The organism is Vibrio sp. E150_011 (assembly GCF_053544015.1).
In genome coordinates, this window is sequence record NZ_JBHFOL010000003.1 from 240,575 (window position 1) to 253,070 (window position 12,496).

A 12,496-nucleotide genomic window follows, 5' to 3' on the forward strand; every position below is an offset into this window, starting at 1 on the left:
ATGGGTATTATTCATGACAATGAAGGCGCACACGGCGCTTTAATTGTCATGACGAGTATTCATTACCCTAACGTGCTGCTTATTTAGCGGTTAAGCTCTAATCGAATCAATACCTCTTCGGTGATATCGGTGACTTCAGAGTAACCACAAATTGCAGTCATCTCATTTTCTAAATTTCTTGCATGACTTAGGCTGAGCGTGAGGAGCTCGTTAATGTCTTTTTTCATGAGTGTTGTCAGTGCATCAAAAACTGGGCCTGAAGAGACTCTCAAAATATACAATTCTCCCATCATTAAAGCGTCTTTGATGAATTTGATGCGTTTTTGAGTGGAATCAAAATCCTCACGAAGCCGAGTGTGTATTGACTGGATTCGATCGCCTAACTTCAATACACCAATATACAGTTCATGGTAGACAATCTTGGACCCTGGCCGACGTTTCATGGGGTCTGCAATGAGGCTATTACTACGATTTTTAAAGATAGGCTCGAGAGCTAACTTTTGATCGTGCCCAATACGTTCGAAAAACTGTAGATACCCTGGGAGTGGAAAGTTAACACCCACCACACGGCTTTTTATTGAGGTGCCACGTTTATCAATATAGATGGGCGTACTGACCATTTTACCGAGTAAAACATTGTGCAAAGATTCTAGGAGTTCAGAGCTCGGTAGGACTTCTTCTTTTAATTGTAATTTATCTCGGTTGTTTTCAATCATGCCGCTAAAGAACGCAATGATTTTAATTGTTTTCCCAGATTCAGTAATCGCGAGGTACGCCGTTTTCTTATCCTCAGACATGCGCACGACAGTGTAAGGAACTTGGTTCAAAGGAAGGGCTTTGTTATACAACTGCAGCTCTTTATAGTTGACGTAAACCGTCATACCTGCGTTTAAAGTCGCTGGTTTCAGTAGCTCGATGCTTGCACCACGCTTGGAGAGATCAAGCGTGACGCCTTCGAGTAAGCTATCTTCTGAATGAGCAATACTAACCGGTGTTTTAAACGAATAACGAGGCTCTTTTCGTCTTGATTCCGCATCAAAGTAAAGCCCACGGGGTTGACCTGCAATTTTACGAGGATGTCGGAAACGATTTAATCCGTTGGCGGAAATTCGTGGTTTTTCAGTAAATAAGTAATCGCTTGCAGAAGTATGATCGCTTATTTCTTGCAAGATCCCAAAATGAGTCAGATTTTCAGACTTATTTAGCAGCTGACTATAGTGTTTGGAAATGGATGTGACGTCTTGTTCTGCCAGTTCAAATACAGACAATCGAAAGGCTTTCCAACTCTCTTTTCTGGCGCCGATATGCCAGAAAAGCTGGCGCTCTTCTCGGCTGGCTTCTGGCATCATCATTGAATAGAAGAGCTTCATGCCATTGTGCTCATGGGTGAACGTGTAGAGAACGTTACTGCATCCTTTTATCCCTGTTTTGATCAAAAGCTCCATTCGCTCAGGTGAAAATAATGACCCTAGCGCTTGTTGGTGGCGCTCATCATGCCAATAGTTCCAAATATCTTTGTTGTTTTCCGTGAGTAATGAGAGTTTGAGTTCATTGCCGCTAAAAAAGACAGGTAGGTTACAGGCATGTTTTAGATAGGTGTGTTCATAGCCTCGAGTCCGTGCGCGTGTGATCCGGTCTTGATTATCATGACGGATTTTTTTTGATTCAGTGTTCAATGTTTTTTCTACGACGAGCTCAACCGCATTTGTGTGAGTGAGCCGTAAGGTGCGCAGATATTTAACTGGTGAAACACCATGAATACCATCAACGCCAAGTACTCGGTATTCGATAGGCAAGTCAATGTCTTTAACATTACTCCCTTGAGCAAGCTCTTCAAAACGTACCTTGATAATTTGCCCTAGATCGTAATCAAAGGTACCCGGCACCTTGAATTTCGCGCCGGAGCTCGAAAGGTCAACGCTTAATCCGTGGACTTGTTCACCATTTTCAAGCTCAATTAAGACTTGAGACTCGAGCCTCAGTCGATTTTCTTTCCGTTTAAGGTCGTAGCCTAGATTGATGGCTTCAGCGGCATAGGGGCTTTTGGGGTCGGTGAGCTCCCCCTCATGTTTGAGTTTTTGTTCGCTACCAATTGAGCTTATCGTCTGTTTGTTAACGATCGCTTCCCATGCACCTTCTGTGTATCCACCAAACTTTTTAGTCAGTTTGTGGTACATATTGAACGCTCTATCATCGAGCCAATGAGTCATGCCATCAAATTGATACTCGTAGCAGGGGGAGGAGACTCGCCCTCTAAGATCAATTCGTTTGTGGCATGGCGCCATCAACCGATTCAGCTCCATTTTAACGAGAAGCTTGGCCGACGGTGTTTCGCCATCTGTGATTTGTTTCAACACAAATTCAAAATCTTCGGCGCGATAAGCGGGTATTAGGCGTTCTGCGAGAGAAAGTATTTCAGATTGCTGCATGAGTTTTGTTAAAGTGTCCCTATTTGATGGCAGTGCCATCATCGATATAACAGCACAATAATGTTTATCGGCAAGTTTACCGCAATCCTTAGCGATATATACCATCGATACTACGACATTTTGACGCAGTATTCTTAGTGTGTTGTCGCGTCTTGGCAATAATTTTGTGGTACAAGGTGAGCGTTTGTCGCTTTGATGAACAATGAAATGCAAGCCGTTGCATTTCTTTACGTAATTTCTGTCAATGAGGTAGTAATAAATATGGCAAAAGTGAAAAGAGCTTACGTGTGTAATGATTGCGGAGCGGACTTTCCTCGTTGGCAAGGGCAGTGTAATGCGTGTGGCGCGTGGAATACAATTTCTGAAGTCAGGTTAGCCGCATCACCGCAAGTTGCTCGCAATGAACGATTGGCAGGTTATGCTGGGGGCGTGACCGATTCGGGTGTTCAAACCTTGTCCGAGATAGACCTTCAAGAAGTCCCTCGCTTTTCTAGTGGCTTTAAAGAGCTTGATCGTGTGCTTGGTGGTGGTGTTGTGCCGGGGGCGGCCATTCTTATTGGTGGTAATCCGGGGGCGGGTAAATCGACATTATTGTTACAAGCCATGTGTCGTTTGTCTTCGCAGATGCCGACGCTCTATGTCACCGGAGAAGAGTCGTTGCAACAGGTCGCTATGCGAGCATCCCGTTTAGGTCTCCCTAAAGAACATCTTAAGATGTTATCTGAAACTAATGTGGATCGCATTTGCCAAGTTGCTGAAAAAGAGCAACCTAAATTAATGGTCATTGATTCCATTCAGGTGATGCATGTTTCAGACGTCCAATCGTCACCAGGGAGCGTTGCGCAAGTGCGTGAATCGGCGACCACGCTGACTCGCTATGCCAAACAAAATAACGTAGCCATTTTTATGGTTGGACACGTGACCAAAGATGGCATATTGGCCGGCCCCAAAGTCCTAGAGCACATTATTGATTGTTCAGTATTGCTTGATGGTGGAACAGACAGTCGCTTCCGAACGCTGCGCAGCCACAAAAACCGTTTTGGCGCAGTTAATGAACTGGGTGTTTTTGCTATGACGGAACAAGGCTTGAAAGAAGTCAGTAACCCTTCCGCTATTTTTCTTTCACGAGGGGAAGAGGAAACATCAGGCAGTTCAGTGATGGTGGTGTGGGAAGGCACGCGCCCGCTTCTCGTCGAAATTCAGGCTCTAGTGGATTACAGTCAATTGGCTAACCCAAGGCGTGTTTCTGTTGGTCTCGATCAAAATCGATTGTCACTTCTACTGGCGGTCTTGCACAAGCATGGCGGCCTGCAAATGGCGGATCAAGATGTCTTTGTGAATGTCGTTGGTGGTGTCAAGGTTACGGAAACGAGTGCCGATCTAGCCTTGGTAATGGCTCTGTTGTCGAGCTTTAAAGACCGCCCGCTTCCAAAAGATGTCGTGGTATTTGGTGAGGTAGGCCTTGCAGGTGAGATTCGCCCTGTCCCAAGTGGACAAGAACGATTGATGGAAGCCTTTAAACACGGCTTTAAAAGAGCCATAGTTCCCGCCGCGAATATGCCTAAAGGTGGCATTGAAGGTATGCAAATTCATGGGGTTAAGAAGTTGTCAGAAGCGATATCTGCCTTTGATGAACTGTAATGAATCAAACCCGTGAGTTTAAAATAACAGCGTTTTTGCAATTTTTAGTAGTGGCTTTTCTGAAATTTTAGGTAGAATGTCGCCTACTAAAGCTGTGATTTCTAGAAATGACATCGAAAAATCACAAAGAGCAGCTAAAATTAACTGCGAACTTATGAAGGGTACTCTCGAGCATGAGGCATAGTGGGGCAGGCTTTCATCTTAATTTAGATGAAGTTGCGTCATAGTCGACGCTTATGGGTATAACTTTTTTTAATGCAAGTGCACGCAATGGTATCCGTCTTAGCAGATTGTGATATACTCTGCGCGCATTTTATATCCTATTAACAGAGTAAAACGATGACTGATTTATCAAAATACAGAAATATTGGTATTTTCGCGCACGTTGATGCGGGTAAAACCACTACAACTGAGCGTATCCTTAAACTTACTGGCCAGATTCACAAAACTGGTGAAGTTCATGATGGTGAATCAACTACCGACTTCATGGAACAGGAAGCTGAGCGCGGAATTACTATCCAGTCAGCGGCAGTTAGCTGTTTTTGGAACGATCACCGTTTAAACGTTATCGATACTCCTGGACACGTTGACTTTACAGTTGAAGTATATCGTTCACTTAAAGTACTTGATGGCGGTATCGGTGTATTCTGTGGTTCTGGTGGTGTTGAGCCTCAATCAGAAACTAACTGGCGTTACGCGAACGAATCAGAAGTATCTCGTCTGATCTTCGTTAACAAACTAGACCGTATGGGTGCAGATTTCTTTAACGTTGTTGACCAAGTTAAAAACGTTCTAGGCGCAAACCCACTAGTTATGGTTCTACCAATCGGCCGCGAAGATGACTTCGTTGGTGTTGTAGACCTTCTAAGCCGTAAAGCATACGTTTGGGATGACACAGGTCTTCCAGAAAACTACGAAATCCTAGATGTTCCTGCGGACATGGTTGATGACGTTGAAGCGTACCGTGAAGAGTTGATCGAGACTGCTGTAGAGCAAGACGACGACCTAATGGAAGCGTACATGGAAGGTGAAGAGCCTTCAATCGAAGACATCAAGCGTTGTATCCGTAAAGGTACTCGTGACCTAGCGTTCTTCCCAACATTCTGTGGTTCTGCATTTAAGAACAAGGGTGTTCAGATCGTTCTTGATGCTGTAGTTGATTACCTACCTGCTCCAACAGAAGTAGATCCTCAACCACTAACAGACAAAGAAACTGGCGAACCAACTGGTGAAGTTGCGACAGTATCTGCTGATGAGCCACTACGTGCGCTAGCGTTCAAAATTATGGACGACCGTTTCGGTGCTCTAACGTTTATCCGTATTTACTCAGGTAAACTGAACAAGGGTGACACTATCCTTAACGCTGCAACTGGTAAAACAGAGCGTATCGGCCGTATGGTTGAGATGCAAGCAGATGAGCGTAACGAACTTACTTCAGCTCAAGCGGGTGACATTATCGCTGTAGTTGGTATGAAGAACGTTCAAACTGGTCACACTCTATGTGATCCTAAGCACGAGTGTACGCTTGAGCCAATGATCTTCCCAACACCAGTAATCTCAATCGCTGTATCTCCAAAAGATAAAGGCGGTTCTGAGAAAATGGGTATCGCGATCGGTAAAATGGTTGCAGAAGATCCATCTTTCCAAGTTGAAACTGACGAAGAAACTGGCGAAACCATCCTTAAAGGTATGGGTGAGCTTCACCTAGACATTAAAGTTGACATCCTTAAGCGTACTTACGGTGTTGACCTAACTGTTGGTGCTCCTCAAGTTGCTTACCGTGAAACTATCACTCAAGCAATTGAAGATAGCTACACGCACAAGAAACAGTCTGGTGGTTCTGGTCAATTCGGTAAGATCGATTACCGTATCAAGCCTGGCGAAGCTGGTTCTGGTTTCACGTTCAAATCAACAGTTGTTGGTGGTAACGTTCCTAAAGAATTCTGGCCTGCAGTTGAAAAAGGCTTTGCTGGAATGATGGACAACGGTGTTCTTGCTGGCTTCCCAACGCTAGACGTTGAAGTTGAGCTATTCGACGGTGGCTTCCACGCAGTTGACTCATCTGCAATCGCATTTGAAATCGCAGCGAAAGGCGCATTCCGTCAGTCTATGCCTAAAGCAGGCGCACAACTTCTTGAGCCTATCATGAACGTTGACGTGTTCACTCCAGACGATCACGTAGGTGACGTTATCGGTGACCTTAACCGTCGTCGTGGTATGATCAAAGACCAACAAGCTGGCGCTACTGGTGTTCGTATTAAAGCTGACGTACCTCTTTCTGAGATGTTCGGCTACATCGGTCACCTACGTACAATCACTTCTGGTCGTGGCCAATTCTCTATGGAATTCGCTCACTATGCACCGTGTCCAATGAACGTTGCAGAAGAAGTTATTGCTAAAGTTAAAGAAGAGAAAGCGAACAAGTAATTGTTTGATTAATCTTTAAAAAAACCCGCCTTTTGGCGGGTTTTTTATTGGCTGTTCTAAACCTTTTATTGGCTGTTCTAAACCTTTTATTGGCTGTTCTAAACCTTTTATTGGCTGCTCTAAACCTTTTATTGGCTGCTCCAAACCTCTTATTGATTGTTCCAAACCAATGTATAATCCGTTTCTATTATCTCCAGATCATCAAGTGGAAGAGCTTGAAAATCTGCAACTTGCTGTTTGAGCCAACGAGAAAACAACACTATTTTATCTCGATTAAAGTAGTTTTCTGGCGCGCACAAGAAATAGGAAAATCGTGGCCTTAAAGCTTGGTTGCCTATCCTTACGAGTGTCCCTTCCTGCAGATAACGACAGGCTAGACTGTGCTTAATTAACGCAACACCTTGTACCGCTAGCGCACCTTCTAAGACAAAATGAGATCCATTGTATTGAAGGGTTGGCTTACCTAGCTTTCCTCCGACGCGGTTCAACCATAAACTCCAATCCATATCTGGCCATGTATCTTCAATTAAATCAGCTTGAGATAAATCGTCTACGCCATAAATACCATGTTTTTCTTGATAGAGAGGATGACAAACGGGATAAATAATGTCGTCCATTAAATGTTCGCTCTTGATACTTGGGTATTGACCTTCGCCATAGCGAATGCTGATATCGACAGAAGAATCTTGAAACGTCACGAGCCGATTTGTTGGTTCTAATAAGATAGCGATGTCTGGATGAGACTCACGAAACGCCTGTAGACGAGGAACAAGCCAATGCTGGGCAAAGGAAGGAAGCGTTGAAATGGATAACCGAGTGGGGTGAGGATCTTGATTAATAAGGTGTACTCCTTGCTGAAGGTGCTTAATTCCTTTCTGAGTATGTTCAAAAAGTAACGTCCCTTCAGTTGTTAATCTAACCTTCCTATGTTCGCGATGAAACAGAGTAGCGCCCAAGGTTTCTTCGAGTAAACGTATTTGTTGACTGACGGCCGCAGGCGACACAAACAATGACTGTGCTGCGGCTTTAAAGCTACCTTTTTCTACCGCCATATAGAAATAGTACAACCCTTGCATGGGAGGGAGTCGATCTTTCACGTAAGTTTTCCTTAACTCAATGTCAGTTTTGATCGTTTGTCACACGATAAGAATTGCACGAAACTTAATCAAAAGCGAGGAGGGGAAGACAATGAGTAGCTTGAATATAACGAATTGCCAAGATGCAGCAGACAATGCTCACACTGGTCGACACGATATGATGGTCAGAAAGGTGAGTTGGAGTAAGCAATTCTTATTCATATTAAAGAAATGGCAACGCAACTATGCAACGAGAAAATCACTTGATGGTATGACTGATCATGCATTAAGGGATATCGGTCTAACTCGAAACGATGTTGATTCAGAGTATCGAAAATGGTTTTGGCAGTAGGGATATATAATGAACCTAGGAGCCGATGATGTGGGTGTAGTGTGGTTAGCAACAATAGAAAAGAGACGCGATGAGCGTCTCTTTTTATACGTTAGGCGTACATAGCGAAGAAAATTGTGGGTGTTATTCTTCCCAAACCACAAGTTTTCCTTTTGGCCAGTTATGACCCATTTCATGATACTTCTGTTCGAGAAGGTGTCGCTTGATCTTCAACGTTGGCGTGAGTATGCCGTTCTCGATACTCCAAGGGTCTTTAATCATAAGTACGCCCTTGATTTGTTCATGAGACTCTAATTCTTGATTCATACGTTTAACGACCCGTGTCGCAGTGCGTTCATAACGATCTTTATCAAAATTAGGGAAGTCATGTGGCACAACCAATAAAATTGGACCAGGTAGCCCTAAGCCGATCAAACACATCATTTCAACTCGGCTGTATTCGAACAGTTTTTTCTCTATTGGCACTGGCGCAACAAACTTACCTTTTGCTGTCTTAAAGTTATCTTTCTTACGCCCTTGAATGGTTAGATAGCCGTCGGAGTCAATCGCACCCACGTCTCCGGTATGCAACCAACCGTCACTATCAAAACATTCCTGAGTCGCAATGTCGTTTTTATAGTACCCAGAAAATAACCCTTTACTTCGAACCATGATCTCTTCGTCGGCAGCAATTTTGAGTTCGATACCAGGACCTGCGTTACCCACAGTACCAATTTTATCTGCCTTGAACGGATGATTGATGGTGCTATAGGCAAAGGTTTCTGTCATGCCCCATGCTTCGGTGATGTGCAAGCCAACCTTGTGATACCACTCTAGTAATGCGGGTGACACTGGGGCAGAACCACACCCCAATACACGGGCTTGATCAAGCCCTAGCCCATCAATTAATTTTTTCTTAATCAGAGAATTAACGAAGGGGATCTTCAGTAAAAGATTGAGTTTCTTTTGTGGCAATTTATCTTGAATACGTTGTTGGAATAAGGTCCACAAACGAGGAACTGAGATAAAGAGCGTAGGGCGATGCATTTTGACATCTTCAATAAAGGTATCAAGAGATTCCGGGAAAGCGGTTTGTACGCCACCTTGAATCGAGGAACCAAAGATGTAGACCCGCTCGGTAATATGAGCGAGAGGTAGATAGGAAAACAAGCGGTCGTTGGCTTCGATACCAATATGATCGATGAGCATCTGTACCGACCAACTGAATGCCCCATAAGTCAGCATGGCGCCTTTAGGTAATCCGGATGTACCCGAGGTATACACTAAAGACATCAGCTTATCGTCGTGGTGAACAGGGCGATCTTCGCTCGGTTCATGTTGGGCAATGAGATCGACAAAGGTATGCTGGCATGGCGGCGCAGTATCATACGGCAAGGCAATGCTGACCACATTAGGCAGGTTAGCGATAACTTGAGCAGTGGCGGCTGAATCGTCAAGTTTACCAACAAGGAGCGCTTTACTTTCACTGTGCGTAATACAGTATTCAATGGTATCCGCACCGGCAGTGGGAAATACTGGAACACTAATGTAGTCACCCAACATAAGGGCAAGATCACAGATGAACCATTCGGCGCAGTTTTTCGAAATTAGAGCGACCTTATCGCCGGGTTGAATACCGAGTGCTCTAAGCGACGATACGAGTCGTAGCGCTTTGTCAGCGACCTCAGCATAGGTAAACTCAACAAATTCGCGATTGATAATCTGTTTTAGATAGATCTCATCGGGTCTTTCATTCGCCCATTTAAGGATCATTTCATTAGGCGGCGGTAGTGTGCAACTGGAGAGCGTGCTTTCGTTAGGCAGTATCATTCTTGAACTCCGTTTTCGTGTAGAACGATAATTTATAGTTATTTTGTTGTTAAGTTAATGTTAACAAATATAATATTAGCCTTATGATGTTTTTACTGCAAGCTGGGAGTGATGATATTTCGTGGTCTCAAGCACATAAATGGAGTAAATACTCAAAACATGTGCTTGTAAAATGCCGGCTGAACAGGACGAATTAGCTCTCGTAGAGGCTCGTGGTTAACATAATGTCCCTAACCTTACTCTGATTACAACGAAGAGAGTGGACACAATTACCATCAAGCTGCCCTTGGGCTACCATTTTTTCGAGTTCAAGTAATGCATGGATGAGTGACCAAGATTCGCTGTAGTGGCGGCAGCTAGTGAGCGCATCGAAAATATTGGCGATGGTAACGATTCGCGCTGCGACAGGGACCTGCTCGTGTTTTAAACCGAATGGGTATCCAGATCCATCTAGATACTCATGGTGGTAGCGAATGATATCTTTAAGCAGGGTCGTGCAAGCGTATTTTCGTTCGCTTATTTGGTTAGCGAGTTGGCTGATTAAGTTAACGCCTTGCTGAACTCGGCCTGCAATCAGTGTGGAGTTATCCCAGTCTTGTAACCATAACGAGCATTGCTTTGAACTCAACGTCGAATACTTACCAATATCATGCAAGGATGCAAAGCGGGTAATATGGTCGATGCTTTCATCATCGAGTTGGTATAAAGCCGCAACATGATTAGCAATTATTCTGGAATATTGACCAACTCGATACGCATGCTCAATGTTGTCTTTTTTACCCGATAATGATGTGGTGCGAACGGAGTGCCCCAGAGCTTCTGTTGCTTCGATTAACGTACTTTGTTCGCACACGAGATCTCTGATCGGTTGCGTACGCATGATCAGTTCGTCTGTGGTTAGGCTATCGAAAAAGCCGCTTTGATTGGCGTCTAGAAACAGCATACCCGTGAATTGGTTGCCATCCATGATTGGCATTGTTAGAGATGCCAAGTGGTTTTGTTCCAGTAGCCAGCTTGAATGAGGGGAAGTCGGTACCACACTATTGCTAATGTCATTGATTACGCGATGTGTTTGTTTGTAAGCGAGTTGGCCAAGCGTTGTCGATACAGAGATAGGCGCACGATACCGAACTAATGGCTGACCTTCGTTTGTACTGTGGGCAAAGGTATGCAGCTGTGAATGTGTGGAGTCAAATAGGGCTATCGACATGCGACTTAGTGCAGGGACATCATGGCGTAACGTATGATGAATCGTCTCTAATTCGTGGTTGATAGAGTAGATGTGATGACGAGCGTTTTGATTATGAGCTCCATATTCCATTCTCATACTGATCTCCTAAACGTGTGTTACTTCTATGGCGTGACCTTATGTAATGACTAGCGTTAATGAATACGGCGTAAAAGTAATGTGGTGAACTGTTGAGGGATAAGCTTAAGATATTGATGGAAAGGCAACAATGCTGGCAAGCCTACCCCTAATTCAGTGTAAGACTTGCCGTATAGTATGACGAGTTAAATTGGTTAAAATCAGAGCAATTATTGATTTAAATTAAGTTTATCATCATTGGGCTTATAACACCGGCAACAGCAAAAAAGGCCACCATCCACACGATCGGGAGCTTAAATTGCTTCATTAATAACGCGCCAACCATGATCCAAGCAAGATCGATGGGTGCCATTACTGCGCTGGTAAATACTGGCTGATAGAGCGCGGCAAGCAGCAGTCCAACGACTGAGGCATTCACGCCATTAAGTGCACCTGAAATAGCCGGTATTGTAGCCAAGTGCTGCCAGTTTTTGAGTACCCCAATCAATAATAGGAAACCAGGAATAAATACACCTAATGTTGCAACGATAGCTCCCCAAATGGGTGCACTTGGCATGAGTTCGTAGCCGATAAAGGTGGCAAAAGTAAACATAGGGCCAGGAACGGCTTGGGCGGCCGCATAACCGGTCAGGAAGGTATCTTGAGTGATCTGGTCGCCAACAATATTTTGCAATAAAGGAAGGACAACATGACCGCCACCAAAGACTAGGCTACCTGCTTGATAAAATTCAGAGAAGAGTTGCAACGATGGTGATACCCAGGAAAGCAACGGTAATCCAATTAATAAAACAACAAATAGAATGATTGGAGTATAAGAGAGTTTGAGTTTGGCATTGGACGAGCGCAAATCAGGGGCGGCTAAGTAATAAATGCCCACCGCTGCGGCGGCAAGCAATACAATAATTTGTGTCGCAATACTTTGAAATAGTAACAATGCGACGGCAGTAATGATGCAAATGGTAACGGTGAGTTTTTGTTGGCAGAAATTCTTATACATCCCCCATGTTGCATCTGCCACAACAACAACGGCGAGAAGCTTTAAACCATGGACGATATTTTGGAAATAACTCGACTCGGTTAGCTGACTGCTGAGTAGCGCCAGCGCGAGCATGAGAATGACAGAAGGCAAAGTAAAGCCAAGAAAGGCCATAATCCCGCCCCCTAAACCCGCTCGCTGATAACCAACGGCAAAGCCCACCTGACTCGATCCCGGCCCTGGGAGGAACTGACTAAGGGCGACCAATTGAGCGTATTCCTCGTCAGACAACCACTGCAGTTTTTCGACAAATGTTTGCCTAAAATATCCGATATGGGCGGCAGGGCCGCCAAAACTTACCCAGCCGAGGGCAAAGAATAATTTAAATATGGCAAAAAAGGAGGTATTTGGGGCTGAGTCTTTGGTTAATGTGCTCACAAGGTAGCCTTTAGCTAAGGT

Annotated in this window: 9 protein-coding genes; 3 read left to right on the forward strand and 6 right to left on the reverse strand. The window is 44.3% G+C overall.

Annotation, left to right across the window (positions count from 1 at the left end):
* Nucleotides 1–83: 83 nt before the first annotated feature.
* Entirely contained in the window at nt 84–2,429 is a 2,346-nt protein-coding gene (locus ACE1OE_RS07230; RefSeq protein WP_449210688.1) for a PilZ domain-containing protein, read from the reverse strand.
* 261 nt (nt 2,430–2,690) lie between these two features.
* On the opposite strand from ACE1OE_RS07230, the gene radA reads away from it, so the two are divergent.
* The gene (radA, locus tag ACE1OE_RS07235; RefSeq protein WP_372059275.1) at nt 2,691–4,070 is read left to right on the forward strand and encodes a DNA repair protein RadA; all 1,380 of its coding nucleotides are present in this window, start codon (nt 2,691–2,693) and stop codon (nt 4,068–4,070) included.
* Between the two features lie 339 nt (nt 4,071–4,409).
* Nucleotides 4,410–6,497, forward strand: coding sequence for an elongation factor G (gene fusA / locus ACE1OE_RS07240; RefSeq protein ID WP_265673748.1), 2,088 nt, complete (start codon nt 4,410–4,412; stop codon nt 6,495–6,497).
* A gap of 15 nt (nt 6,498–6,512) precedes the next feature.
* Here the strand turns inward: fusA and ACE1OE_RS07245 are convergent, their stop codons facing one another.
* Complete coding sequence (locus ACE1OE_RS07245) at nt 6,513–6,662, reverse strand: hypothetical protein (RefSeq protein ID WP_449210581.1); 150 nt, start codon at nt 6,660–6,662, stop codon at nt 6,513–6,515.
* Complete coding sequence (locus ACE1OE_RS07250; protein WP_449210582.1) at nt 6,647–7,594, reverse strand: LysR substrate-binding domain-containing protein; 948 nt, start codon at nt 7,592–7,594, stop codon at nt 6,647–6,649. Before ACE1OE_RS07250 ends, ACE1OE_RS07245 begins: the two co-directional genes overlap by 16 nt.
* 91 nt (nt 7,595–7,685) lie before the next feature.
* Here ACE1OE_RS07250 and ACE1OE_RS07255 point away from each other — a divergent pair, with 91 nt between their 5' ends.
* Nucleotides 7,686–7,925: a DUF1127 domain-containing protein gene (locus ACE1OE_RS07255; protein WP_372059280.1), complete on the forward strand. Its 240-nt coding sequence runs from the start codon at nt 7,686–7,688 to the stop codon at nt 7,923–7,925.
* A 123-nt stretch (nt 7,926–8,048) separates the two neighbouring features.
* Here ACE1OE_RS07255 and ACE1OE_RS07260 read toward each other — a convergent pair whose 3' ends face one another.
* From ACE1OE_RS07260 to chrA, 3 genes are all read right to left on the reverse strand, one after another.
* On the reverse strand, nt 8,049–9,734 hold the full coding sequence (locus ACE1OE_RS07260; RefSeq protein ID WP_449210583.1) for an AMP-binding protein: 1,686 nt from the start codon (nt 9,732–9,734) through the stop codon (nt 8,049–8,051).
* 193 nt (nt 9,735–9,927) lie between these two features.
* On the reverse strand, nt 9,928–11,061 hold the full coding sequence (locus ACE1OE_RS07265) for an HD domain-containing phosphohydrolase (RefSeq protein WP_449210584.1): 1,134 nt from the start codon (nt 11,059–11,061) through the stop codon (nt 9,928–9,930).
* Nucleotides 11,062–11,278: 217 nt separating this feature from the next.
* Nucleotides 11,279–12,475 carry a chromate efflux transporter gene (chrA, locus tag ACE1OE_RS07270; protein ID WP_449210585.1) on the reverse strand — a complete coding sequence of 399 codons (1,197 nt, stop codon included), beginning with the start codon at nt 12,473–12,475 and terminating at the stop codon, nt 11,279–11,281.
* Between the last annotated feature and the right edge of the window lie 21 nt (nt 12,476–12,496).